Here is a 24,600-nt window from a genome sequence, read left to right on the forward strand (position 1 = left end):
TGCAAAGCAGCCCCACCTGCTCACTCCGCCGCCTGCTTGAACACATAGAACAGGTTAGGCTCACTGACCAGATAGATCGTCCCCGCCTCGTCCATCGCAATCCCCTCCGCCTGCGGCACCGTTGCCCGCAACCCCTGAAAGCCCTTGCGCAACGACAAGGTGCTCAGCGGCCGACCTTCAACATCCAGCTCCAGCACCAGGCGCGACTCGTCCGACAGCGCCAGCAAATGCCCACTGCGCTCATCGAATTGCAAGCTCGACAGGTCCCGCACAAACAGCCGTGAATCACGCTTGCGGTCTTGCACCACATGCACGGCGTAGGGCTTTGCCGGGTTGTCATGCGGGAAGCCATGCACCTCATAGATCAGCATCGGGTCACGCTCCTTCGCCACGAACAGGCGCTTGCCCGCCGAATCGTAGGCCAGGCCCTCGAAGCCCTTGTTGCCGTTCAGGCCAATGCCCAGGCTGAGCTGTTCGGCATCACCGGCATCGAGGAACATCGTGTCGTCTTCCAGCCGTACACGAATCAGCCGTTGTTGACGCTCGTCGGTGATCACGTAGCTGTTGGGCCCTACATACTCCACCGCTTCCGGGTCGCCGAAGCCAGTCAGCGGTATGCGGCGCAGCATACGGCCCTCCAGCGACAGTTCGATCAGTTCCGAGCGGGCGTTGGTGACGGTGAACAGGGTCTTGCGGTCAGGGTCGTAGGTCAGCGCGGAGATATCGTCATCCAGCCCCTCGACCGGCTGCGCCTCCACCACCACTCGGTAGCGGTTCAGGCCGATGCTCTGCTCGGCGGGCTGCCACCAGGTCTTCAGATTGAACCAGCCACGCTCGAACAGGCGAAACTCCTGCCCGGCCCAGCCGAGCAGGAGCAGACCGATAACGGCCAGGGCAAGAAGCAGGCGAATAAGAAGACGCATGGGGCAGACTCGACGTGGGGGTGGCGAATCTAACCATGTACAACTGAAATAAAGCTTAATGCCAGCATCAGAAACTTCGGATGTTGGGGTCAGTTCTTTCTGAAGCGATAAAACAGTGCCGGCTCGCTGACCATGTACAGGTTGCCCTTGTCGTCCATGGCTACACCTTCAGCGCGCGGAATGGTGTCTTCAAGCCCGTTGAAGCCGCCCAGCAAGGTCATGAAGCTGACTTGCTGGCCCTGCTCGTCCAGCTCCAGCAGCATGTTGGAGTCGGCCGAGAGCACCAGCAGGTGGCCCGTACGCGGGTCGACACCCAGTGCAGACAGGTTGCGCAGGTCGAGCTCTTCGCTAGGCAACGGCTGTTTCTGGCCCTTGAGGGGGCTGCGGCCATCGGTGTTCCAGGTGTACAACTTGGGCGGGCGCTCCTCGCCGATGACCAGGCGCTGACGCAACGGGTCCCAGGCGATAGCCTCGAAGCCCTTGTTGCTCTTCACTGACGGGCCCAGGTCGTGGCTCTGGAAATCGGCGTGGTTCAACGCCGTGGTCTGCGCATCTACCTTGACCACGGTCAGGTCATGCAGGCGCTCGTCGGTGATGGCCAGGTAGCCATCCTCCAGCACGGCGACGCCTTCCGGGTTGTTCCAGCCGTTGAGCGGGATCTTGCGCAGTACATCGCCCTCCAGGCTCAGCTCCACCAGGATGGGGTTCTTGCCCATGACCGCGAACAGAGTGCGGGTATGCGGGTTGAAGGCCAGGTCCGAGGCTTCGTCATCGTCCATACCCGGTAGCGGCTTGGCATCGATATCAACCTGATAGTCCGGCAGCCACACGCTTTCGCTGCGCTCGGCGGTGCTTTCGAAGCTTTCCTTCAGCCACAGCGCGCCGCGGTCATCCCAGTGCATGGCAACCGCGACGCCATAACCGATCACCGCCGCCACGGCCAGGCCGAAGGGCCAGCGCAGGTAGAAGCGACGCTTGGGAGTTGCAGGGGCGCTGGAGGGTGATGGCATGCGGGTGTCCTGGGGAATGGGCGTAGGTCCGCGCATTATCCGGATAGGGTGTGAAAAAAGGGTAAACAGGGCCGGCCTCTTCGCGGGTAAACCCGCGAAGAGGGCGACGCGGTTTCGGGTTAAAGCACCCGGCTTTCGAAGCGGCTCACGCCCGGCAGCTCCAGCACCAGTTCGTCACCGACATTGAACGGCCCCACACCTGCCGGGGTGCCGGTGAGGATCACATCCCCGGCCTGCAGCGAGAACTGCGCCGCCATGTACTGGATCATCGGCACGATCGGGTTCAGCATCATCGCGCTGTTGCCGTCCTGGCGCACTTCGCCGTTGACGGTGAGGCGCACCGGGATGTCGGTCACGTCCTCAAAGCTGGCAGCGGAGACGAACGGCGGCAGCACGCAAGCGCCATCAAAACACTTGGCCAGTTCCCACGGCAGGCCCTTCTCTTTAAGCTTGGCCTGCACGTCGCGCAGGGTCAGGTCCAGCGCCGGGGCATAACCGGAAATGGCGTCCAGCACCTCCTCCTCGCTCGGATGGGTCGACAGCGGCTTGCCCAGCAGCACGGCAATTTCGGCCTCATAGTGCACCGCACCGCGCTCGGCCGGGATCTTGAAGCCGCCCTCGGCCGGCACCACGCAGCTGCCCGGTTTGATGAACAGCAGCGGCTCGGTGGGGATCGGGTTGTCCAGTTCCTTGGCATGCTCGGCATAGTTACGGCCAATACACACCACCTTGCCCAGCGGGAAGTGAATGCGCGTGCCGTCTACGTACTGGTGCTGGTAACTCATGGCCGACTCCTCTGGATACTGCTTTTTATTCAGGTGAAAAGATCTTACCCGGATTCATGATGCCGTTAGGGTCGAAGACGGCCTTTATTGCCTTCATGCAGGCGATTTCTTCCGGCGAGCGGCTGTAGCCTAAATAGTCGCGCTTGGTCATGCCCACACCGTGCTCGGCCGAGATCGAGCCGTTGTAGTGCTTGACGATATCGAACACCCACTTGTTGACCTTGGTGCACGAGGCAAAGAAGTCGTCCTTGCTCATGTGTTCGGGCTTGAGGATGTTCAAGTGCAGGTTGCCATCGCCGATGTGGCCGTACCACACGACTTCGTAATCCGGGTAGTGCTCCGCGACGATGGCGTCGATATCACGCAGGAACGCGGGCACTTTCGACACGGTGACGGAAATGTCGTTCTTGTAGGGCGTCCAGTGCGAGATGGTTTCCGACAGGTACTCGCGCAGCTTCCACAGGTTTTTAAGCTGGGTGTCGCTCTGGCTCATCACCCCGTCCAGCACCCAACCCTGCTCGACGCAATGCTCGAAGGTGGCCAACGCTTCATTGGCGACCTCTTCAGTGCTGGCTTCGAACTCCAGCAGAGCATAGAACGGGCAGTCGGTCGCGAACGGGGCGGGTACATCGCCGCGCGCGAGGATCTTGGCCAGGCCCTTGTCGGAGAAGAACTCGAAGGCTGTAAGGTCCAGCTTGCCCTGGAAGGCGTGCAGCACCGGCATGATCGAGTCGAAGTCCGGCGTGCCAAGCACCATGGCAGTGAGGTTGCGCGGGGCGCGGTCCAGGCGCATGGTGGCCTCGACCACGAAGCCCAGCGTGCCTTCGGCGCCAATGAACAGCTGGCGCAGGTCATAGCCGGTGGCGTTCTTGATCAGGTCTTTGTTCAGTTCCAGCAACTCGCCCTTGCCGGTGACCACTTTCAGCCCGGCCACCCAGTTGCGGGTCATGCCGTAGCGAATCACCTTGATGCCGCCCGCGTTGGTGCCGATGTTGCCGCCAATCTGGCTGGAGCCGCTGGAAGCGAAGTCCACCGGGTAATACAGGCCCTGCTCTTCGGCGTAGGTTTGCAGCTGCCGGGTGATTACCCCCGGCTGGCAGACCACGGTGCGGTCGAAGGCATTGAAGCCGAGAATCTGGTTCATGTAGTCGAAGGAAACGACAACCTCGCCATTGGCCGCCACGGCGCCGGCAGAAAGCCCGGTACGCCCACCCGATGGCACCAGGGCCACCTTGTGCGCATTGGCCCAGCGCACAATGGCCTGCACCTGTTCTACTGTCTTGGGGAAGACGATGGCACTGGGCGCCGGGGGGTAATGCTTGGTCCAGTCCTTGCCATACGCTTCGAGGGAAGCCGCGTCGGTCAGGACCTTGCCAGGGTCGACAAGGGTCATCAGTTCTTCAATAACAGCGGGGTGGGTCATCGCTGGAACTCTCGACTTATTCATAGTCACCCTGAGCACTCTTCACCTGTCGGGATAAGCTCAGATTGTGTCGCGTATGCTAGCATAGCCCTCCCGCTGTTCATGCTAAGGCTGCCCTCGCGCCTGGCATCACCCCTCGCCATTTTTTCTCCGGGATACAGGTTTACGCAGATGAGCAAGACTTCTCTCGACAAGAGCAAGATCCGGTTCCTTCTTCTTGAAGGTGTGCACCAGAACGCGGTCGATACCCTCAAGGCCGCCGGCTACACCAACATCGAATACCTCACTGGTTCGTTGCCGGAAGCCGAGCTGAAGGAAAAGATCGCTGATGCCCACTTCATCGGCATCCGTTCGCGCACCCAGCTCACCGAAGAGATCTTCGACTGCGCCAAGAAACTGGTAGCCGTTGGCTGCTTCTGCATCGGCACCAACCAGGTCGACCTGGAAGCTGCCCGCGAGCGCGGTATCGCCGTGTTCAACGCGCCATACTCCAACACCCGTTCGGTAGCCGAGCTGGTGCTGGCCGAGGCCATCCTGCTGCTGCGCGGCATCCCTGAGAAGAACGCCTCCTGCCACCGTGGCGGCTGGATCAAGAGCGCGGCCAACTCGTTCGAAATCCGCGGTAAAAAACTGGGCATCGTCGGCTACGGCTCGATCGGCACCCAGCTGTCGGTCCTGGCCGAGAACCTCGGCATGCAGGTGTACTTCTACGACCCGCTGACCAAGCTGCCACTGGGCAACGCCGTGCAGGTCACCAGCCTGAACGAGCTGCTGGGCCTGGCCGACATCGTCTCGCTGCACGTGCCTGAGCTGCCATCCACCCAGTGGATGATCGGCGAGAAGGAAATCCGCGCGATGAAGAAGGGCGCGATCCTGATCAACGCCGCCCGTGGCACCGTGGTCGAGCTGGACCACCTGGCCGCCGCCATCAAGGACAAGCACCTGATCGGCGCCGCCATCGACGTGTTCCCGGTCGAGCCACGCTCCAACGACGAAGAGTTCGAGAGCCCGCTGCGCGGCCTGGACAACGTGATCCTGACCCCGCACATCGGTGGTTCTACTGCCGAAGCCCAGGCCAACATCGGCCTGGAAGTGGCCGAGAAGCTGGTCAAGTACAGCGACAACGGGACCTCGGTGTCCTCGGTCAACTTCCCGGAAGTAGCCCTGCCGGCCCACCCAGGCAAGCACCGCCTGCTGCACATCCACGAAAACATCCCAGGCGTGCTCAGCGAGATCAACAAAGTCTTCGCCGAGAACGGCATCAACATCTCTGGTCAGTTCCTGCAGACCAACGAGAAGGTCGGTTACGTGGTGATCGACGTCGACGCCGAGTACTCGGACCTGGCGCAAGAGAAGCTGCAACAGGTCAAGGGCACCATCCGTTCCCGCGTCCTGTTCTAAGTTTGCTTGCAGCATGAAAAAGGGAGGCCATGGTGGCCTCCCTTTTTTTATTTCACGTCAACAGTGATCTTCTTCGACTCTACGCTTGGCTTGAACGGCACGTGATACTGGTCACCCAGAATCAGTTGCAGAGTGTGCTTGCCCGGCGTAAGGGTGATGCTGGTTTCGGTCTGCGCCTTGCCGAAGTGCAGCACTTGCGGGCCCGCCGGCAGTGCGGTGCCGGCCTCTGGCATCAGGCTGGTCGGCAGCGGCATATCGGCGACGGGTTCTTTATCCACGTCCACCAGCAGGTGGTGATGGCCGCTGTGCGGAGTCTGGTCACCCGCTGGCTTGAGTGCCATACCCTCGATGCCGAACTTGACGGTGAAGGTCTTGTCGACCGTGGCACCATCGGCGGGGGAAACGATGAAGACCTTGGCATCCTTGGGCGGCTCCTGGCTCTTGAGGGCGTCCGCAGCAACGGCGAAAACCGACGCTCCCATCAGCAGACCGGCAACGGCAGCGCGCGAAAATAGGCTGTTCATTCACTTCTCCTGTGATTCACTTATTGACCGCCGCCCTTCATCCGGCGGCGACGGTAGTTCACCTTAGTTGAAATAATCGCCAAGGTGTTCACATTGCCTGACAGAAATATTTCGGTCAGGGTTAAACAATGCCGAGGCTTCAAGGTCATAGGCTGCGCTCGATCACGGCGAGGAAGAAAGCCGTGGCGAAAGTTATTCATCTGCTAAAAGAAAAGGGGCAATCATGCGTTCGACCATAGGGGTACTGCTGGCAGTACTGATCAGTCCATTGGCCCAGGCGGAGCTGATCGACGAAATCGCCGACCGGGGCGAACTGCGCATTGCCGTACAGGCTGACAAGTCGCCGTACGCGTTCAAACAAGACGACCACCTGACGGGTTTCGACATCGAATTTGGCCAGGAACTGGCCAGGGAACTGGACTTGCGCGCCGAGTTCGTAGAAGCCCCGGCTGATGAAGTACTGACAGGTGTCGAGAGTGGCAAGTACGACATTGCACTCACGCCATCGAGTGAGGCGCCCAAGGGCGACGGCCCGCTTGATGTGAGCCTGCCATTTGCCGAGAAGAAACTGGTGATCCCGTTCCAGAAAGGCAACCCGGCGTTCGAAAGTGCGGTGAACAATGCGCTGCAACGCTTGAAAGACAGTGGCCGCACGGCCGAGCTTGAGCAGAAGTGGTTCAAGGGTGTGCAGGAGACTGCAGCCGGGCAATAAGATTTGTATTGCCTGTACCGGCCTCTTCGCCGCACAAGGCTGCTCCTGCAAGGGTACGCGATCCCTGTAGGAGCAGCCTTGTGCTGCGAAGAGGTCGGTACAGGTTTACCCCAAAGCCCGCTGCGCCTGTTCCAGCTCCAGCTCGCTGAACACCTGCACCCCAGCCCGCCGCAACAGCGCCGTGGTCACCCCTTCCCCCGCCACCTTCACCCCACTGAACGTGCCGTCGTAGGTCAGCCGGTTACCACACGAGGGGCTGCCAGACTTCAGTACCGCCACACGGATGCCATGCCGACGCACCAGCTCCAGCGCCAGCTGCGCCCCGGCCAGAAATTCGGCACTGACATCTTCGCCCGTCACCGTCAGCACCTGTGCCGTGCCATCAAGCACCTCGCCGCCCTGCCCGCCCGGTATCTCCGCTGGCGGGCGCGGGGTGGGCAAGCCACCGGCCACCTCGGGGCACAACGGCACCACGCGCCCTTCGGCCTGCCATTGCTGCAACAGGTCCGGGTGCCCGCTGGCCCGGCCGTCATAGCGCACCGGCTGCCCCAGCAGGCAGGCGCTGACCAGCACCTTGGGCAAATCAGAACGGGTCATTGCCACGTCGCCTGAACCAACCCGTCAACGACAGCCGTTCACGGCCGGCCGGCAGCACTTCGTGGGGCACTTCACCCGACAGAAACACCACCAGGCAACCCGCCACAGGCTCGACGTCGAGCGCCACGTCGTCTGCCAGGAACATGCGCAACTGGCCACCGTCCTGCGGCTGCCAGCCTTCATTCAGGTACAGCACGGCCGAGACCATGCGCCGGTCATCGTCGCGAAAGCGGTCCAGGTGCCGGCGATAAAACGCCCCCGGTGGGTACAGGGCAAAATGGCATTCGAAGTCTTCCAGGCCCAGGAACAGGCCCTGGTTGATGGCCAGGCGCAGTTGGTCCATGGCCGACAGATACTGGTCGCAGGCCTCGGCTTGCCCCGGATCGATCCACTGGATCTGGTCGCCGCGAATGGCTTCGCGCACCTCCTGGGTAACACCGCGCCCAACTCCCGCAGGGTTGAGCTCGCCTTCGGCATCACGCCGCCGGCATTCGGCCGCCAGCGCGCGCACCAGTTCGCCAGGCAGAAAGAGTGCCTGCCGGGACCAGCCATGGGTGGCCAGATCGTCGACGACGGCCGCAAGCATCGGGTGTTCAGGGGAGATGTGCATGGCGCGCATCATATCCATTAGCCATGCCGGCGCACAGCGCCACTTGGCCGAGAAACACGCGGATAACTCGACAAACCGGCGCCGGGCCAAGGACAATAGCCACCTGCCGACAGGAGTCCTGAATGCGCCGTCTGTTTTCCCTGATTCTGCTGATGATCTGCACCATGCCTGTCTGGGCAGACAACCTGGATCAACTGTACAAGGCCGCCGGCTGGCCCGACCAGCGTGCCCACTTCAACGATGCCCTGAGCGCCGCCCAGGAACGCTACCGCAACAGTTTGCCACCCGCCGTGTACCAGGCGCTGGTCAACAACAGCAACCAGCGCTTCCAGGCCCAGGCGGTGGACCGTCGTGCCCAGGCAAAGCTGCGCGCCACCCTGGCCAACCCGGCCCCGGCCCTGGCGTTCTTCCAGTCACCGCTGGGGCGCAAGGTGGTGGCGGCGGAGCTCAAGGCCACCCGCAAGGATGAGCTGGCCAAGAACGCCAAGGGGCTGCCGAAGATCCAGGCCAGCGACGACCGCCTGCTGGTCATTGGCCACCTGGCCCAGGCCCTGCCGGCGCGTGAAGCCGGTGCCGAAGTGAGCCTGGCCATCGCCGGCGTGGCAGCCGATAGCCTCAGTTCGATGATCCCCGGCCTGTTCGGCGGCGGCCAGGCCCAGGGCCTGCTCGACGGCCAGCGCCAGCGGTTGATGGGGCAGATTGGCGAAGACCTCAACAACACGCTGCTGTACGTCTACCGCGACCTGTCCGATGCCGAGCTGGAAGAGTTCGCCACCTTCGCCGAGTCGCCCGACGGCAAGGCCTACTACCAGGCGGCCCTGGCCGCTGTGCGTGCCGGCCTGGCAGTTGGCCAGAGCACCAACGACCTGAAGTGATCAGCCCAGGCGCTGGTCGATGAAGTCGAAGTAGCGCTGGCGGATGCCCGGTAGCTCGTTGGCCAGGTGGTGGCGGGCTTGGGGCAGCATCAGGATCTGCGGCTCGGCAAACTTGGCCTTGAGTACTTCAAGGTTGTAGGGCCAATCCACCGTGCCATCGGCCTCCCCCTGCACGATCAACGGCCGCCGCGAGCTGCGGGGCGCGGCCTCGATGCGTTTGACCCAGGCGATCAGTGCGCCCACCCAGGCAGTTGGCAGGCGACGGGGTTGCAGCGGGTCGGCCTCCAGAAACGGCAGGAAGGCCGGGTCGTTGGTGTTCTCGCTGAAGCGCCGTTCGATGCCGTTGACGAAATGCCGCAGCACCCGGTAGCTGAACTTCGACCAACGCCAGGAACACGGCCGCACCAGCGGTGCCAACAGGATGACCTGGCCATCGATGGGGCTGCGCGCGCCTTGGTGCAGCAAGTGATCCACCGCGATGGCGCCGCCCGTGCTCTGCCCGCACAGGTGCCACGGGCGCGGCAGTTGCAGCGTGCGCACCTGTTCGAACAGCGCCTCCAGCACCTCCTGGTACACGGCGAAATCGCTGATGCTGGCCCGCTCGCCGCTGGACAGGCCGTGGCCGGGCAGGTCGCAGCTGATTACGGCGAAACCCTGCTTGAGTGCCCACTCGATCACATGCCGGTAGAGGCCCATGTGGTCGTAGTAGCCGTGCAGCAGGAACAGCGTCGCGGTTGGCTGGTCAGGCAACCAGGCCTGCCCGACCAGGTCGAAGCCCGCCGCCTGGAAACCGCCCAGCCAGCTGTGTACCGACAGGTTCAGCCCATAGAAGCGCTGGTAGTCCTGTGCCTCGACCGACAACGGCTGGCGAGCAGTTAACGGCAAAAGGCTGTGGCGCAGGTGGTCGGGGTGAAAAGCAGCGGGCATCGAGCACATCCACGTTGATGCAATGTATTGATCTGGAATCTTCAGCTCTGGCAGGCGCCATGGCAAGCTTGGGGTATGTGTCACCTGAGCTGGCTTGCCGGCGATAGGGCCAGTGAACCCACCACAACATATCCGCAGACATCCATGCAGACGCGACTCGTCAAACCAATCTTGATTGCCCTTGCCCTGCCACTCTGCACCGCTCTGGCCTGGCAGGCCTATACCACCTTCCAGGCCCGCTACCTACGCCCGTTCGACAACCAGGCCACGCTGTTCGACGGCAGGCAGCTGCAACTGCCTGCCGAGCTGGCCGGCCCCGGCCCGGTCCGGGTGGTGCATTTCTGGGACCCGGCGTGCCCGTGCAATGTCGGAAACCAGCAACACCTGGGCGACCTGGTAAACCAGTTCGCAGGCCACGGCGTTACCTTCCACGTGCTGCAAAAGCCCGGCAGCCACGGCCAACTGCCCGCCAACCTCGCCGCCCTCAAACCCATCGCCAACCTGCCGGGCAGCGAAGACCTGCCGGCCTCCCCGGCCGTGGCCATCTGGGACCGGCAAGGCCGCCTGGCCTACTTTGGCCCGTACAGCGAAGGCGCCGTGTGCAACGCCAGCAACAGCTTCATCGAGCCAATCCTCAAGGCCTTGCTCGACGGTCGCCAGGTCAGCGCCTCCAATACCCTGGCAGTGGGCTGCTACTGCCCTTGGGCGGGCTGACGCACCCGCGCCGGGTTACCCACTACCGTCGCACCCGCCGGCACATCCCGCGTCACCACACTGCCGGCGCCCACCACGGCGTTGTCGCCAATGGTCACCCCCGGCAGGATGATCGCCGCACCGCCAATCCACACGTTGTTGCCAATGGTCACCGGCCGCCCACTCTCCAGCCCGCTGCGTCGCACCTCGGGGTCGAGCGGATGATCGGCGGTGTAGATCTGCACGTTGGGGCCAATCTGGCAATCGTCGCCGATATGCACCTGTACCACGTCAAGGATCACGCAGTTGAAGTTCATGAAGGTATTGCGACCGACGCTGATGTTGTAGCCGTAGTCGCAATAGAACGGCGGGCGGATCACCGCGCCTTCGCCAACTTCATTGAAGTGTTCGGCCAACAGCCCGTGACGGGCATCGTTGAGCAGTTCTACGCTGCTGTTGTAACGGTGCATCCAGTGCTTGTTGACGATTTGCTCGGCCTGTAGCTCGGGGCAGCCAGCGTGGTAGAGCTGGCCGGCGAGCATTTTCTGTTTTTCGCTGAGGGACATGGAAACTCCTTCCTGGGGCTATGCTCTGTTCGCGAATCCGCCGATGATCGGACCACATTTTCCGCTTGAACGCACAAGGAGTCTGCATGAAGCGCAGCCTGACCCTGTTGGCCGTGGTTGTGGCCGTGGCCGCTGGCGCCGGTTACTGGTACGTGCAGGGCAAACTGCCACAACGCGAGGGCGAGGTGGCCATGGCCGGCCTGCAAGCGCCGGTCAGCGTGCGCTACGACCGCCGCGGCGTGCCGCACCTGCAGGCGCAGAGCGAACCAGACCTGTATCGCGCCCTGGGCTATGTGCATGCCCAGGACCGGCTGTTCCAGATGGAGATCCTGCGCCGGCTGGCCCGTGGTGAACTGGCCGAGGTGCTGGGCGACAAGCTGCTGCCCACCGACACCCTGTTCCGCAGCCTGCGCATTCGCGATCAGGCCGCACTGATGGCCAAGCGTCAGGACCCGCAATCCGCTGCCTGGCAGGCCCTGCAAGCCTACCTCGACGGGATCAACAGCTGGCAGGCCAGCCATGCCAAGCCCATGGAGTTCGACCTGCTCGGCATCACCCCGCGCCCGTTCACCGCCGAAGACACCCTGAGCATCGCCGGTTACCTGGCCTACAGCTTCGCGGCGGCGTTTCGCACCGAGCCCGCACTGACCTACATCCGCGACCAGCTAGGGCCTGAATACCTGAACATCTTCGACCTCGGCTGGCAGCCCGAAGGCGCCTTGGGCACACCACTGGCTGCTGCCGATTGGCAAAGCCTGGAGGCCCTCGCCCGGCTCAGCCATGAAGCACTGGGCGACGCCGGTATCCCGCAGTTCGAAGGCAGTAACGCCTGGGCGGTGGCCGGCAGCCATACCCGCAGCGGCAAGCCGCTGCTGGCCGGCGACCCGCATATCGGCTTCGCGGTGCCGGCGGTGTGGTACGAGGCCGAACTGTCGGCGCCCGGCTTCAACCTGTATGGCTACTTCCAGGCGCTCAACCCGTTCGCCTTGCTGGGCCATAACCGCGACTTCGGCTGGAGCCTGACCATGTTCCAGAACGACGACGTCGACCTGATAGCCGAGCGCACCAACCCGGCCGACGCCAACCAGGTCATGGTCGACGGCAAATGGCAGACGCTGGAAAAGACCGAACAGCAGATTGCGGTGAAAGGCGAAGCGCCGGTCACTCTCAGCCTGCGCCGCTCGCCCCATGGCCCGATCGTCAACGACGTGCTGGGCGCCACGGCCGGGCCCACGCCAATCGCCATGTGGTGGGCATTTCTGGAAACCGAAAATCCGATCCTCGAAGGCTTTTACCAGCTCAACCGAGCCGATACGCTGGGCAAGATGCGCGAAGCCGCTGCCAAGGTTCACGCGCCGGGGCTGAACTTTGTCTGGGCCAATGCCCGTGGCGATATCGGCTGGTGGGCCGCGGCAAAGCTGCCAATCCGCCCAGACGGCGTCGACCCGGCGTTCATCCTCGACGGTGCCAGCGCGCAGGCCGACAAGCTCGGGTTCTATCCCTTCAACGCCAACCCACAACAGGAAAACCCGGCGCGCGGCTACATCGTCTCTGCCAACTACCAACCGCCGGCAGCGGTGCCGATACCGGGTTACTACAACCTGCCCGACCGTGGCCGCCAGCTCGACCGCCAGCTGGCCAACCCTGAGGTGAAATGGGACACGCAGAACAGCCAGGCACTGCAGCTGGACACCGCCAGCGACCATGGCCCGCGCACCCTAGCCCCGCTGCTGGCCACGCTGCGCGCGGTGGCCGAAGGTGACGAAGAAAAGGAACTGGTCGAGCAACTGGCTGCCTGGCGCGGCGACTACCCGCTGGACTCGACCAGCGCCACGCTGTTCAACCAGTTCCTCTACGAACTGGCATTTGCTGCCCTGCATGACGAACTGGGTGACACGTGGTTCCCGGTACTGATCAGCACCCGCGCCATCGATGCCGCCTTGCCGCGCCTGGCGGCGGATGCCGATTCACCCTGGTGGAACACCCGCGGAGGCAACCTGCGCACCGACCGTACCGCAGTCGTGCGCACGGCTTGGCAGAGCAGTTTGAAGCATCTGCGCGACACCCTGGGCAGTGACCCGGCCAGCTGGCAATGGGGCAAGGCGCATACCCTGACGCACAACCACCCGCTGGGGGTGAAAAAGCCGCTGAACCTGCTGTTCAACGTCGGGCCGTTCGCCGCACCCGGTACCCACGAAGTGCCGAACAACCTCTCGGCGAAGATCGGCCCGGCGCCGTGGCCGGTCACCTATGGGCCGTCGACCCGGCGGCTGATCGACTTTGCCGATGCCGGGCAGGCACTGACCATCAACCCGGTCGGCCAGAGTGGCGTGCCGTTCGACAAGTATTATGCGGACCAGGCCGAGGGGTATGTGCAGGGGGAGTATCAGCGGGCGCAGATGGGGGTGATTCCGGCGCAAAGTACCCTGAGGCTGGTACCGGGTGGGTGATCGATGGGGCTGCTTTGCAGCCCATTCGCAGCACAAGGCTGCTCCTACACAAGACCGCGCAATCCTGTAGGAGCAGCCTTGTGCTGCGAATGGGCCGCAAAGCGGCCCCAATCACACGGTCAGCCCTGCCACTTGCCGCCTTCGACGATCACGCTTTCCGGCTTGGTGTCATCGCTCAGTTCCTTGCGCACATACTGGTCATACAGCTTCAGCAGAAACTTTTCTTCCCCCAGCTTGGCCAGCTCGGCATTCACCCAGTCACGCAGCTCGGTGTTGCCCTTCTTCACCGCCGGCGCAATCGGTGCTTCTTCACCCAGCAGCTGCGGCAGCACGCGGTAGCCCGGGTTCTGCTTGGCCCAGCTGAACAGGATCAGGTTGTCCTGGGCATAGGCATCGCCACGGCCGGTGGCCAGGGCCTGCAGCGACTCGCTGTTCTTTTCGAACTTGAGCAGTTTCCAGTCAGGGTGATTTTTGGTCAGCCAGATATCTGCCGTGGTGCCGGTGGTGACGATGATGGTCTTGTCGGCCAGGTCGTCGAGCTTCTGTACCGGGCTGCCATCCGCCACGATGGCCTGCACGGCCACGCGCAGGTTGGGGTTGGTGAAGTCCACCGCTTCCTTGCGCTCCGGGGTCACGGTCATGTTGGCGAGGATCAGGTCGACCTTGTCGCTCTGCAGGAACGGAATACGGCTGGCCGGTTCCACGGCCACGAACTCGACCTTGTTTTCATCACCCAGCAGGTCCTTGGCCAGACGCCGGCCAATGTCGGTGTCAAAGCCCACATAGCGGCCTTTTTCATCGACGAAGCCGAACGGTGGCTTGTCGGTGAACACCCCGACAATCAGCTTGTCACGGGCCTTGATGGTTTCCAGGTAGCTGGTGGCTGGCGATGCCGCTGCCGGCTTGGGCGGTTCTTCGGCCTTGTTGCAGCCGGCCAGCAGGGCCAGGCCAAACAACGGCGCCAGCAGTTTGGTGAGGTTGGCAGTTTTCATGACAGTTCCTTGTGCAGTGTCTTTGGCAGGCTTTCTACGAAGGAGAATTTCTCCAGGAACTGCTGCGCGCGTGCGGTCTGCGGTCGGGTGAAGAAGCTCTCGGGGTCGCCCTGTTCAAGGATCCTGCCGGCCTCCATGAACACGATGCGGTCGGCCACCGCGCGAGCGAAGGCCATTTCGTGGGTAACGATGAGCAAGGTCATGCCGTCGCGGGCCAGGCCCTGGATCACCTGCAGCACTTCCTTGACCATTTCCGGGTCGAGTGCGGCGGTAACCTCGTCGAACAGCATCACCTCGGGGTTCATGCACAGCGAGCGCACGATGGCGATGCGCTGTTGCTGGCCGCCGGACAATTGCCGGGGGAAGGCGTCGCGTTTGTCCAGCAGGCCGACCCGCGCCAGCAGCGCCTCGGCCTGGGCCTGCGCTTCGGCTCGTTCGCGTTTTTGCACCTTGAGCGGGCCGAGCAGCAGGTTGTCGATCACGCTCATGTGGCCGAACAGGTGGTAGCTCTGGAACACCATGCCAACCCGCTGGCGAACGTCGCGCCAGTCGGTGCGCGGGTCAAGCAGCTCTTGCCCGGCCAGGCGCAGGTGGCCGCCATGGGCTTGCTCCAGGCCGTTGAGGCAGCGCAGCAGCGTGCTTTTGCCGCAACCGCTGGGGCCGAGGATGACCACCACTTCGCCGGCCGCCACCTTGAGGTCGACGTCCTTGAGCACCTGTTGCTCGCCAAAAAACTTGTTGAAACCCTGGAATTCGATCAATGCGCTCATGAGTGTGCCCAACGGCGTTCCAGCACGCGTGAAGCGGCGGACAGCGGATAACAGACGATGAAGAAGAACAGGAACAAGGCGCCATAGATCAGCACCGATTCGTAGGTGCGTTCGATGATCTGCTGGCCGGCCTTGATCACCTCGACCACGCCGATCAGCACCGCCAGCGAGCTGGTCTTGATGATACGCGTGTAGATGTTGATAGTCGGTGGGGTCATGCGCTTGAGTGCCTGCGGCAGCAACACGTAGCCATACAGCTGCCAGCCGGCCAGGCCGATCGACAGCCCGGCCTCGCGCTGGCCACGCGGCAGCGAAGCCAGTGCACCGCGCACCACCTCGCCCACCTCGCTGGCGCCCCAGAGGGCCAGTACCAGCACGGCGCACCAGAAGCTGGGGATGCTCAGGGCAAAGAAGATCGGCAGGCCGAAGAACACCAGGTACAGCCAGACCAGCACCGGGATGGCGCGGAACAGCTCCAGGTACACCTGCAAGACGATGTTCAGGGCACGGTTGCCCAAGGTTGCCAGCACGCCGTACAGCACGCCACCCAGTGTCGCGAACACGATGCCCAGCGCCGAGATGGCCAAGGTCTGCGCGGCGCCGCCGGCCAGCTGCGGCAACGCTTGCAGCAACAGTTCAGATGCCGAACTGGCCATGTTGCAGCCTCCTTTCCACATAGCGCAGCAGCAACGACAGCGGCAGGAACAGCAGCACGCAGAGCAGGGTCAGCACGGTGAGCATTTCGTAGGTCTTGTAGTACAGCGCGATGTAGTTCTTGGTGGTGTAGAGGATTTCCGGCACGGCCACCGCCGACACCACAGTGGTTTCCTTGAGCAGGAAGATGAAATTGGCGAACAGTGCCGGCAGGCTGAGGATACCGGCCTGGGGCAGCACCACATGGCGCAGCAGTTGCCCCTCGGAAAGGCCGATGGAACGCCCGGACTCAAGCTGGGCACGGGGCACGGCCTCGATGCCTGCCCGCAACACTTCGGTGAGGTAGGCACCGCCCATGAAGGTCATGGTGATGATCGCAGCGGAAAAACCGGAAATCTTCAGGCCCAGGCTCGGCAGTGCGAAGTAGACGAAGAACAACTGGATCAGCAGCGGCGTGTTGCGGGCCAGCTCCACGTAGGCTTTGACCAGACGCCACAGGTAGGGGGTGCGTAGTACCAGCAGGGTGGCATTGACCAGGGCTACCAGTAGCGAGGTGGCGATGGCGATCAGGCCTACCTGCAAGGTCACGCCCACGGCCTTGAGGAAGGCGGGTAGCGTGCTGAGGATGAATGCGGTGTCGAGGGTCATGGGTAAAGCAAGTCTGCGGGGTGCGCGGGGGCACGATTGCTAGACTGTAATGATCTAAAAACTTTTTAATAAATATCTTTATTGCATATGCATATCACCAAGCATTTTTCACCGGGGCATACATCCTGGGGCTGCTTTGCAGCCCCTGAAACAGAATCAAAAACGCCGACACAAGGGTGTCGGCGTTAGTCATGCAACAATCTGGAACCGAATCAGAACGCCGGCAGCACAGCGCCCTGATACTTCTTGGCGATGAATTCCTTCACCTCCGGGCTGGTCAGGGCCTTGGCCAGTTTCTGGATGGCTTCGCTGTCCTTGTTGTCCGGGCGGGCAACCAGGAAGTTCACGTACGGCGAGTCGGCACCTTCGATCACCAGCGCATCCTTGGCCGGGTTCAGGCCGGCTTCCAGGGCGTAGTTGGTGTTGATCATGTCCAGGTCGACCTGGTCCAGCACACGCGGCAGCATGGCCGACTCAAGCTCGCGGAACTTCAGCTTTTTCGGGTTCTCGGCGATGTCCTTGGGGGTGGCCAGGGCATTCTTCGGGTCTTTCAGGGTGATCAGGCCAGCCTTCTGCAGCAGGATCAGGGCGCGGCCGCTGTTGCTGCCTTCGTTAGGGATGGCAACGGTAGCGCCTTCCTTCAGCTCGGACAGGTTCTTGATCTTCTTCGAGTAGCCACCGAAGGGTTCGACGTGTACGCCAATGACCGTTTCCAGGTGGGTGCCTTTACCTTCGTTGAAGCTCTTCAGGTACGGCAGGGTCTGGAAGTAGTTGGCGTCCAGACGCTTCTGGTCCACCTGCACGTTCGGCTGCACGTAGTCGGTAAAGACCTTGATCTGCAGGTCCACGCCCTCTTTGGCCAAGGTCGGTTTGATCAGCTCAAGGATTTCGGCGTGCGGTACCGGGGTAGCGGCAACCACCAGTTTCTCGGCAGCGGCGGCCAGGCCGGAGAACGACAGGGCAGCGGCCAGGGCGGTGGTCAGCAGGGTCTTCTTCATGGTGGTCCTTGTTCTGAATCTGGGCCATCGGCGATGGCGAATCGGTTGCCCAACCGGTTCACCAGCGGGCGTGAAACGGACAATACCTAGATTTTTTATTCCGTAACAATATCTTTTACTTAGCTGCTTATTCCAAAAGCAAACTGCCACCAGCCACTTTGCTTATGAGCGGTATCTAGCGTGCGGTGTTGGGCAAGTCGAGGTCCTCTGGCTGGATCTCTTCGCTGTCATTCACCAGCAAGGCAAAGTGAATGACGTTCTCCAGTTCGCGGGTATTGCCAGGCCAGAAATGCGCCTCCAGTACCTGCTGCGCCGCCTCGCTTACCAACGGCACAGGCCGCTGCAGGCGTACGCTGTAGATGCCCACGAAGTACTCGGCCAGCGGCAGGATATCGCCCGGCCGCTCGCGCAGTGGCGGCAGTTCCAGCGCGCCCTCGCGCAGGTACTGGTACAGGCGCTCGTTGAAGCGCCCCGCACGTACCACCCGCGCCAGGTCAATGCTGGTGGCGGCGACCAGGCGCACATCCACCGGCTGTGGCTGCTGCGCGCCCACCCGGGTGACCTCGCGGTTTTCCAGGGCCGACAGCAGCTTGCCCTGGATGGCCAGCGGCAAGTCGGCAATTTCGTCCAGGTACAGCGTGCCGCCGTTGGCCGAACCGAACCAGCCGGCGCGGCTGCTGGCCGTACCGCCATGGCTGCCGGCGCTGTAGCCGAACAGCTCGGCATCGGCGTAAGTGGGGCTGATGGCCGCGCAGTTGACCGACACGAACAGCCCTCCACGGTCACTGGCACGGTGGATCTGCCGGGCCAGCAGCTCCTTGCCGGTGCCGGTTTCGCCACGGATCAGCACAGGCAAAGGTTGCGGCGCCAAGCGCTCGAGGTCTTCGCGCAACTGCTGCGAACGCGGGTCGATAAACACCAGGGCCTTGGCACGGATGCTCAGCGGGCTCTTGTCCAGCTCGGGGAAGGTCAGCAGTGGCTGGCCAAACGGGTTTTGAAACGTCATGACGAACTCCCGCCCCAGGCCTTCATTGGCCGGGCGTCAGGTAAACGGAAAACGCTAAGGCCTATCAGGCGCGACGCAGTGCGCGCTGCTCGACCCGGCTCTGCAAGCGATACAAGTAGGCGAAGCCTTGTTCCCAGCGCTCATGGCCGGACTTGACGTTGATGTGCCCGGCATTGCTCAGCAACCCCGCTTCGGCGCCCCACGCCTGGGCTAGGTAAAGCGCCCGCGGCACGCTTACGGCAGGGTCGTTGTCAGAGCTGACGACCTGGCTGGGGAATGGCAAGGCTTCGGTCGGGATCGGCGCGAAGTTGCGCAGGGCCGGCGCGCAGGTCGGCCGTTCGACGTCTGCCGGAGCCACCAGCAGTGCACCCCGCACCTGCCGCCGCAAGGCCGGACTGGCCTGCGCAGCCCAATGGGCGACAGTGACGCAGCCAAGGCTGTGGGCAATCAGGATCACCGGCGAGCGCTCGGCGGCAATCGCCTGCTCCAGCGCCTGCACCCAGTCCTGCCGTTGCGGGGTGAGCCAGTCTTGCTGCTCGACCCGCGCACTGTTGGGCAGGGTGCGCTGCCAGTGACTTTGCCAATGGTTGTCTGGCGATCCTTGCCAGCCCGGCACAATCAGGTAACGAATCGACTCATTGCGCATGGGGACGCCTCCAGTAAGTTTGCGTGCTTGGAGACAAGTATAGGGAGGGAGTTATATTCGTAAAGGAATAAGAAGCTATTTATTAATAACCAAAACACCAATAGCTTGTGCGATCCCTGTGGGAGCGGGCATGCCCGCGAAGCAAGCACCGCGGTGGATGGCACAGGCTTCGCCCGTGTTCGCGGGCACGCCCGCTCCCACAGGGATCACGCAAAAAAAAGAGGGCCAACCCCTGCCAAGAGATGTGGCCCATAAGCACTTGCCTGAAGAGGTTTGGTAAAAGTCAGCGCGCGGTTATCACCGCCAGTTTGCTGATCCCCGCACGTTCGATGGCTGCCATGGCCCGCGCCACTTCGCCGTAGTTCACGCCGTCATCGGCCTGCAGTTGCACGCGCACGTCCGCGTCCTTGTCCTTGGCAGCCTTGAGGTTGGTTTCCAGCAGGTCGGGCTGGATCTGGTCCTTGTTGATGAACAGCTTGCCTTCACCGTCGATGCTGACCACCAGCGGGTCCTTCTGCTCCACCGGGGCCACGGCCTCGGTCTTGGGCAGGTTGATAGGGATGGCGTTGGTCAGCAGCGGCGCGGTGACGATAAACACCACCAGCAGCACCAGCATGACGTCTACCAAAGGCGTGACGTTGATTTCACTGAGGACTTCGTCGCTGTCCTGGGTCGAAAAGGCCATATCAGGACGCCTCCTTCACGGGTTGGGTGAAACCAGGCTGGGCTTTTTGCACAGCAGGGTGCACCAGCACACGGAAGGCACTCTTCTGCGCCAGGCTGTAAAAGTCGTGGGCGAAGTCATCCAGGTCGGCAGCAGTCAGCTTGAGGCGACGCAGGAAGTAGTTGTACACCAGCACTGCCGGCACCGCGACGGCGATACCCACACCAGTAGCCACCAGTGCCGCACCGATGGGCCCAGCAACAGTTTCCAGGCTGGCGGAGCCGGCCGCACTGATGCCCTTGAGCGCTTCCATGATGCCCCACACGGTGCCGAACAGGCCGATGAAAGGCGAGGTACTGCCAATACTGGCGACCACCGCCAGGCCAGTTTCCAGCGAGCGGCGCTCACGCACGATCTGCTGACGCAGGGCACGCTCCAGGCGGTCCTGGTGGTTGATGGCGTGGCTCAGGTCATTGGCCTGGGTATCACCAACGGCAATCGCGGCATAGCCGGACTGGGCAACGCGGGCCGCCGGGCCGGGCAGCTCATGGCTGAGTTCGGCAGCCGAGTCCAGGCTGGAGGCAGCCCAGAACTGCTGGTGGAAGCGCTTGTCCTGGTTTTTCAGCCGCACGAACTGCGCGACCTTGACCAAGGCCAGGCCCCAGGTGACGACAGAGAAACCGACCAGCAGCCAGATGACTGCGCTTTCAACGGATTCGAGGGGGGATGCCAGCAGGCTCATGATGGTGTCTTCCTGTGTTCTGCGAAATAGTTAGCGAAGCTTGAAATCGATCGGCACGCTTACCCAGCCGGTCTGGGCCACATCGCCCTGCTTGGCGGGTACGAAGCTCCAGCGCTTGACCGCGGCCAGCGCGGCAGCGTCGAGGGCGTCACGGCCACTGCTTTTCTGTACCTGGATCTGCCCGGGCTTGCCGCTTGGCAGCACCTCTACGCGCAACAGCACGGTGCCTTCCCAACCACGGCGCTGGGCCATTTGCGGGTATTCCGGTGCCGGGTTCTTCAGGTACGCGGCGTTGGCCGATGCCGGGGTTATCGGGGCCGGCGCGGGTGGCGCTGGCGCAGGCGGTGCGGGGGCGGCCACCGGCGCTGGCGGTGGTGCCTCGACTGGCTTGGGCTGTGGCTTGGGCGCTTGCTTGACCACAGGCTTGGGCACGGGCTTTGGCTTGGGTTTGGGCTTGGCGGCCAGTTCGTCGACTACCGGTGGTGGCGGTGGCGGCTCGACCACAGGCGGCGCGGGCGCTGGCGGCGGTGGTTCGACCACGGGCGGCGCTGGCGCTGCGAACTCGATGGTCATGGGCGGCACCTGTGGCGGCACCACTGGCAGCTCGGGCGTTGGCGCCTGGCTAACCCAGTACGCTGCAGCGCCATGCAGCACCAGCACCAGCAGGCCCAACACCAGCTTGTCGCGGCGCTTGAGCCCGCTGACGGGCGTGCGTTGCAGGCGCAGCTGGCCAAGCGGGAGGCGAAGCGTGCGTCCAAGCTCGACCAGGTCACCCGGGGCCGGGCGCCATGGCTGGTCGTAGGCCCTGACGGCCGACTGGACATTACCCATTGATCAAACTCCTGGGGTCTCGATTCAGGTGTGTGGCTGAATCATCGGGGCCAGAGGCTTATCTCTTAAAGTAATGTTTAAAATTATGGTTAGAACTTAATTGAATATCTTTTTTTAGGGGGAGCGTGAAACCCACGAATTGCGCGGCCTGCGGCTTTCAGGGGTAAGTGCGATGCATTGTCGGCATGCAAAATATTCGCGCAAGGCATGAGAATGCCGCGAGGGCTGCGCCCTCGATCGCCGGCAAGCCAGCTCCCACATCGGCCGCGGCACACAGCCCCGGCAATCCGTCAGGCAAAAAAAAGCCCGGAACCAAGCCCGGGCTTTTTCTCATCAAGTGCGGCTCAGATATCCGCCACCTTCTGCCAAACCTTCGGCCGGAAGAACAACGTCTCGCCCCGCGCCAGCCCGGTCAGGCTGTCATGGTCCTTGACCACCTCGGCCTCGATCAACTCGCTCTGCCCTTCCACCTTCAAGGTAACTCGCGTGGTAGCGCCCAGCGGCCGGATATCCCGCACCTCGGCAGCATGGTGCCCTTCGGTCTCATGCCGCGACAGCGACACCTCGTGCGGGCGGAACAGCACATGGTGCCCTTCGCTCACCGCCAGGCGGTTCGAATCGCCCAGGAAGTGGTAGACGAAATCGTTGGCGGGCTTTTCGTACACCTCGCCCGGCGAGCCGATCTGCTCGATCACGCCCTTGTTCATGACCACGATGCGGTCAGCCACTTCCATGGCCTCTTCCTGGTCGTGGGTGACGAACACCGACGTCAGGTTGATGTCTTCGTGCAGCCGCGCCAGCCAACGGCGCAGCTCCTTGCGCACCTTGGCGTCCAGCGCACCGAACGGCTCGTCCAGCAGCAGCACCTTGGGCTCCACGGCCAGGGCGCGGGCCAGGGCGATACGCTGCCGCTGGCCGCCGGACAGCTGCTCCGGGTAGCGGTCGGACAACCAGTCCAGCTGCACCATGTTCAGCAGCTCGTGCACTTTCTCGGCAATCTTGCTCTCGCTCGGGCGCTCGCCCTTGGGCTTCATGCGCAGGCCGAAGGCGACGTTGTCGAACACGCTCATGTGGCGGAACAGCGCGTAGTGCTGGAACACGAACCCGACGTTGCGGTCACGCACGTCGTGGCCGGACACATCCTCGCCATGGAACACGATGTTGCCCTGGTCCGGGGTTTCCAGGCCGGCGATGATGCGCAGCAGCGTGGTCTTGCCACAGCCGGACGGGCCCAGCAGCGCCACCAGCTCGCCGCTGTTGATGTCCAGGTTGATGTTGTTCAGGGCCTGGAAGCTGTTGAAGCGCTTGCTGACATTACGAACTTCGATCGACATGAATCATTCCTCCGCGGCGCTGTGGCGCAGGCGGTTAATACGGTTCTCGCTCCACTGCTTGAGCAGCAGGATGAAGAGCGCCAGGATCAGCAACAGGCTGGCCACGCTGAAGGCTGCGACGTGGTTGTACTCGTTGTAGAGGATCTCTACGTGCAGCGGCAAGGTGTTGGTCACGCCACGAATGTGGCCCGACACCACCGACACCGCGCCAAACTCGCCCATGGCCCGTGCAGTACACAGCACCACGCCATAGATCAGGCCCCATTTGATGTTGGGCAATGTCACGTGCCAGAACATCTGCCAGCCATTGGCGCCGAGCAGGCGCGCGGCCTCCTCTTCTTGCGTGCCCTGCTCCTGCATCAGCGGGATCAGCTCACGGGCCACGAATGGCACGGTGACGAAAATGGTCGCCAGGACGATGCCCGGCAGGGCGAAGACGATCTGGATGTCATGGTCCTGCAGCCAGGGCCCGAACAGGCCCTGCGCGCCGAACATCAGCACGTAGACCAGGCCGGCAATTACCGGCGATACCGAGAACGGCAGGTCGATCAGGGTGACCAGGATACTTTTGCCACGGAAGGTGTACTTGCTCACGCACCAGGCTGCGCTGACACCGAACACCAGGTTCAACGGTACCGAAATGGCTACAGCGAGCAGGGTCAGCTTCAGCGCCGACAAGGCATCAGGCTCGAAGATCGCCTCGAAGAAGGTGCCAAAACCGTTCTTCAGCGCCTGCGACACCACGATCACCAGCGGCAGCAGCAGGAACAGGGCGAACACCAGCCAGCCAAGGCCGATAAGAATGCGCCGCGAGGTAGCACTGCCACGGCGGGCTGCGTTGGCGGCGGCGCTTGCACTCAGGGATGAACTGGACATGCCGGCCTCCTTCAAGGGGTTTCGATGCGGCGCTGCAGCAGGTTGATCAGCAGCAGCAGGATGAAGGAAACCACCAGCATCAGCACGCCGATGGCGGTCGCGCCGGTGTAGTCGTACTGGTCAAGCTTGACCATGATCAGCAGCGGCAGGATCTCGGTCTTCATCGGCATGTTGCCGGCAATGAAGATCACCGAACCATACTCGCCCACGCCGCGGGCGAAGGCCAGGGCAAAGCCGGTGAGCCAGGCCGGCAGCAGGGCTGGCGCCAGTATATGGCGGAACACCTGCAGCGGCTTGGCTCCCAGGCAGGCCGCGGCCTCTTCCACTTCACGCGGGATATCGGCCAGTACCGGCTGCACCGTGCGCACCACGAACGGCAAGGTGACGAAGGTCAGGGCCAGGGTGATGCCCAGCGGGGTGTAGGCAATCTTGAAGCCAAGGTCGGTGGCGAACTGGCCAACCCAGCCCGCAGGCGCGTACAGGGCAGTCAGGGCGATACCGGCAACGGCGGTGGGCAGGGCGAACGGCAGGTCGATCATCGCGTCGATGATCTTGCGCCCAGGGAACGTGTAGCGCACCAGCACCCAGGCCAGCAGGGTGCCGATCACCCCGTTGATGATGGCGGCGAACAGGGCGGTGCCGAAACTCAGCTTGAGCGCGGCGATCACCCGCGGCGCACTGATGATGTTCCAGAACTGCTCCCAGGTCAGCTGCGAGGCATGAATGAACATGGCTGCCAGCGGTATCAGCACGATCAGGCTGAGGTACACCAAGGTGTAGCCCAGCGTCAGCCCGAAGCCGGGTATGACGGGGGAAATACGACGCGACATAAGTATCCCTGGTTGAACGCACTAAGCCCGGGAACAATCCCGGGCCGGTGCAAGCTTTTGAATCCTGGGGCTGCGTTGCAGCCCATTCGCGGCACAAGGCCGCTCCTACAGGG

At 62.9% G+C, this 24,600-nt stretch carries 27 protein-coding genes; 5 read left to right on the plus strand and 22 right to left on the minus strand.

Annotation, left to right across the window (positions count from 1 at the left end; translation table 11 throughout):
* Positions 1 to 20: 20 nt before the first annotated feature.
* From SB765_RS06645 to SB765_RS06660, 4 genes are all read right to left on the minus strand, one after another.
* Positions 21 to 923, minus strand: a complete 903-nt coding sequence (locus SB765_RS06645; protein ID WP_410931102.1) for an SdiA-regulated domain-containing protein — start codon at positions 921 to 923, stop codon at positions 21 to 23.
* A gap of 89 nt (positions 924 to 1,012) precedes the next feature.
* Positions 1,013 to 1,933 carry an SdiA-regulated domain-containing protein gene (locus SB765_RS06650; RefSeq protein ID WP_063423265.1) on the minus strand — a complete coding sequence of 307 codons (921 nt, stop codon included), beginning with the start codon at positions 1,931 to 1,933 and terminating at the stop codon, positions 1,013 to 1,015.
* 119 nt (positions 1,934 to 2,052) lie between these two features.
* Positions 2,053 to 2,718 (minus strand): fumarylacetoacetate hydrolase family protein, encoded by a 666-nt coding sequence (locus tag SB765_RS06655; RefSeq protein WP_016502113.1) that lies wholly within the window; start codon positions 2,716 to 2,718, stop codon positions 2,053 to 2,055.
* Between the two features lie 25 nt (positions 2,719 to 2,743).
* Positions 2,744 to 4,141, minus strand: coding sequence for an FAD-binding oxidoreductase (locus SB765_RS06660; RefSeq protein WP_341797049.1), 1,398 nt, complete (start codon positions 4,139 to 4,141; stop codon positions 2,744 to 2,746).
* A 171-nt stretch (positions 4,142 to 4,312) separates the two neighbouring features.
* On the opposite strand from SB765_RS06660, the gene serA reads away from it, so the two are divergent.
* Positions 4,313 to 5,542, plus strand: a complete 1,230-nt coding sequence (gene serA, locus SB765_RS06665) for a phosphoglycerate dehydrogenase (protein ID WP_016489694.1) — start codon at positions 4,313 to 4,315, stop codon at positions 5,540 to 5,542.
* Between the two features lie 47 nt (positions 5,543 to 5,589).
* On the opposite strand, the gene SB765_RS06670 is transcribed toward serA, so the two are convergent.
* Positions 5,590 to 6,066, minus strand: coding sequence for a DUF4399 domain-containing protein (locus tag SB765_RS06670; protein ID WP_197864823.1), 477 nt, complete (start codon positions 6,064 to 6,066; stop codon positions 5,590 to 5,592).
* Between the two features lie 223 nt (positions 6,067 to 6,289).
* Between SB765_RS06670 and SB765_RS06675 the strand changes: the two genes are divergently transcribed.
* Positions 6,290 to 6,778: a transporter substrate-binding domain-containing protein gene (locus tag SB765_RS06675; protein WP_341797050.1), complete on the plus strand. Its 489-nt coding sequence runs from the start codon at positions 6,290 to 6,292 to the stop codon at positions 6,776 to 6,778.
* Positions 6,779 to 6,883: 105 nt separating this feature from the next.
* On the opposite strand, the gene SB765_RS06680 is transcribed toward SB765_RS06675, so the two are convergent.
* Positions 6,884 to 7,375: a DUF523 domain-containing protein gene (locus tag SB765_RS06680; protein ID WP_016502118.1), complete on the minus strand. Its 492-nt coding sequence runs from the start codon at positions 7,373 to 7,375 to the stop codon at positions 6,884 to 6,886.
* Positions 7,362 to 7,997, minus strand: coding sequence for a 2OG-Fe(II) oxygenase (locus SB765_RS06685; protein WP_080889153.1), 636 nt, complete (start codon positions 7,995 to 7,997; stop codon positions 7,362 to 7,364). The genes SB765_RS06680 and SB765_RS06685 overlap by 14 nt, the downstream gene beginning before the upstream one ends.
* 110 nt (positions 7,998 to 8,107) lie before the next feature.
* On the opposite strand from SB765_RS06685, the gene SB765_RS06690 reads away from it, so the two are divergent.
* Positions 8,108 to 8,860, plus strand: coding sequence for a DUF2059 domain-containing protein (locus SB765_RS06690; protein ID WP_016502120.1), 753 nt, complete (start codon positions 8,108 to 8,110; stop codon positions 8,858 to 8,860).
* On the opposite strand, the gene SB765_RS06695 is transcribed toward SB765_RS06690, so the two are convergent.
* Entirely contained in the window at positions 8,861 to 9,787 is a 927-nt protein-coding gene (locus SB765_RS06695; RefSeq protein ID WP_410931103.1) for an alpha/beta hydrolase, read from the minus strand. It abuts the gene before it with no gap.
* Between the two features lie 144 nt (positions 9,788 to 9,931).
* On the opposite strand from SB765_RS06695, the gene SB765_RS06700 reads away from it, so the two are divergent.
* Positions 9,932 to 10,501: a DUF6436 domain-containing protein gene (locus SB765_RS06700; RefSeq protein WP_410910987.1), complete on the plus strand. Its 570-nt coding sequence runs from the start codon at positions 9,932 to 9,934 to the stop codon at positions 10,499 to 10,501.
* Here SB765_RS06700 and SB765_RS06705 read toward each other — a convergent pair.
* Complete coding sequence (locus tag SB765_RS06705; RefSeq protein WP_410931104.1) at positions 10,480 to 11,046, minus strand: sugar O-acetyltransferase; 567 nt, start codon at positions 11,044 to 11,046, stop codon at positions 10,480 to 10,482. The two genes, SB765_RS06700 and SB765_RS06705, sit on opposite strands and share 22 nt — an antisense overlap.
* A gap of 86 nt (positions 11,047 to 11,132) precedes the next feature.
* Here SB765_RS06705 and SB765_RS06710 point away from each other — a divergent pair, with 86 nt between their 5' ends.
* Positions 11,133 to 13,496: a penicillin acylase family protein gene (locus SB765_RS06710; protein ID WP_410931105.1), complete on the plus strand. Its 2,364-nt coding sequence runs from the start codon at positions 11,133 to 11,135 to the stop codon at positions 13,494 to 13,496.
* Positions 13,497 to 13,615: 119 nt separating this feature from the next.
* Here SB765_RS06710 and SB765_RS06715 read toward each other — a convergent pair whose 3' ends face one another.
* From SB765_RS06715 to cysT, 13 genes are all read right to left on the minus strand, one after another.
* Positions 13,616 to 14,488 (minus strand): transporter substrate-binding domain-containing protein, encoded by an 873-nt coding sequence (locus SB765_RS06715; RefSeq protein WP_410931106.1) that lies wholly within the window; start codon positions 14,486 to 14,488, stop codon positions 13,616 to 13,618.
* The gene (locus tag SB765_RS06720) at positions 14,485 to 15,258 is read right to left on the minus strand and encodes an amino acid ABC transporter ATP-binding protein (RefSeq protein ID WP_340622995.1); all 774 of its coding nucleotides are present in this window, start codon (positions 15,256 to 15,258) and stop codon (positions 14,485 to 14,487) included. The genes SB765_RS06715 and SB765_RS06720 overlap by 4 nt, the downstream gene beginning before the upstream one ends.
* Entirely contained in the window at positions 15,255 to 15,914 is a 660-nt protein-coding gene (locus SB765_RS06725; RefSeq protein ID WP_410931107.1) for an amino acid ABC transporter permease, read from the minus strand. The genes SB765_RS06720 and SB765_RS06725 overlap by 4 nt, the downstream gene beginning before the upstream one ends.
* Complete coding sequence (locus tag SB765_RS06730) at positions 15,895 to 16,560, minus strand: amino acid ABC transporter permease (RefSeq protein ID WP_063423255.1); 666 nt, start codon at positions 16,558 to 16,560, stop codon at positions 15,895 to 15,897. Before SB765_RS06730 ends, SB765_RS06725 begins: the two co-directional genes overlap by 20 nt.
* Before the next feature lie 212 nt (positions 16,561 to 16,772).
* Positions 16,773 to 17,558 (minus strand): MetQ/NlpA family ABC transporter substrate-binding protein, encoded by a 786-nt coding sequence (locus SB765_RS06735; RefSeq protein ID WP_016502129.1) that lies wholly within the window; start codon positions 17,556 to 17,558, stop codon positions 16,773 to 16,775.
* A gap of 175 nt (positions 17,559 to 17,733) precedes the next feature.
* On the minus strand, positions 17,734 to 18,564 hold the full coding sequence (locus SB765_RS06740; RefSeq protein WP_341797057.1) for a sigma 54-interacting transcriptional regulator: 831 nt from the start codon (positions 18,562 to 18,564) through the stop codon (positions 17,734 to 17,736).
* Between the two features lie 64 nt (positions 18,565 to 18,628).
* Positions 18,629 to 19,210: an alpha/beta hydrolase gene (locus tag SB765_RS06745; RefSeq protein ID WP_341797058.1), complete on the minus strand. Its 582-nt coding sequence runs from the start codon at positions 19,208 to 19,210 to the stop codon at positions 18,629 to 18,631.
* Positions 19,211 to 19,493: 283 nt separating this feature from the next.
* On the minus strand, positions 19,494 to 19,895 hold the full coding sequence (locus SB765_RS06750) for an ExbD/TolR family protein (RefSeq protein ID WP_012274719.1): 402 nt from the start codon (positions 19,893 to 19,895) through the stop codon (positions 19,494 to 19,496).
* Position 19,896: 1 nt separating this feature from the next.
* On the minus strand, positions 19,897 to 20,616 hold the full coding sequence (locus SB765_RS06755; RefSeq protein WP_016502132.1) for a MotA/TolQ/ExbB proton channel family protein: 720 nt from the start codon (positions 20,614 to 20,616) through the stop codon (positions 19,897 to 19,899).
* 30 nt (positions 20,617 to 20,646) lie between these two features.
* A complete protein-coding gene (locus SB765_RS06760; RefSeq protein ID WP_028614098.1) occupies positions 20,647 to 21,447 on the minus strand; it encodes an energy transducer TonB in 801 nt (266 codons plus the stop codon).
* 344 nt (positions 21,448 to 21,791) lie between these two features.
* Positions 21,792 to 22,781, minus strand: coding sequence for a sulfate/molybdate ABC transporter ATP-binding protein (locus tag SB765_RS06765; RefSeq protein WP_016502134.1), 990 nt, complete (start codon positions 22,779 to 22,781; stop codon positions 21,792 to 21,794).
* 3 nt (positions 22,782 to 22,784) lie between these two features.
* On the minus strand, positions 22,785 to 23,657 hold the full coding sequence (cysW, locus tag SB765_RS06770) for a sulfate ABC transporter permease subunit CysW (RefSeq protein WP_016502135.1): 873 nt from the start codon (positions 23,655 to 23,657) through the stop codon (positions 22,785 to 22,787).
* 11 nt (positions 23,658 to 23,668) lie between these two features.
* Positions 23,669 to 24,487, minus strand: a complete 819-nt coding sequence (gene cysT, locus SB765_RS06775) for a sulfate ABC transporter permease subunit CysT (protein ID WP_012274724.1) — start codon at positions 24,485 to 24,487, stop codon at positions 23,669 to 23,671.
* Between the last annotated feature and the right edge of the window lie 113 nt (positions 24,488 to 24,600).

This window comes from Pseudomonas sp. SIMBA_067 (genome assembly GCF_046534675.1).
Classification (GTDB): domain Bacteria; phylum Pseudomonadota; class Gammaproteobacteria; order Pseudomonadales; family Pseudomonadaceae; genus Aquipseudomonas; species Aquipseudomonas putida.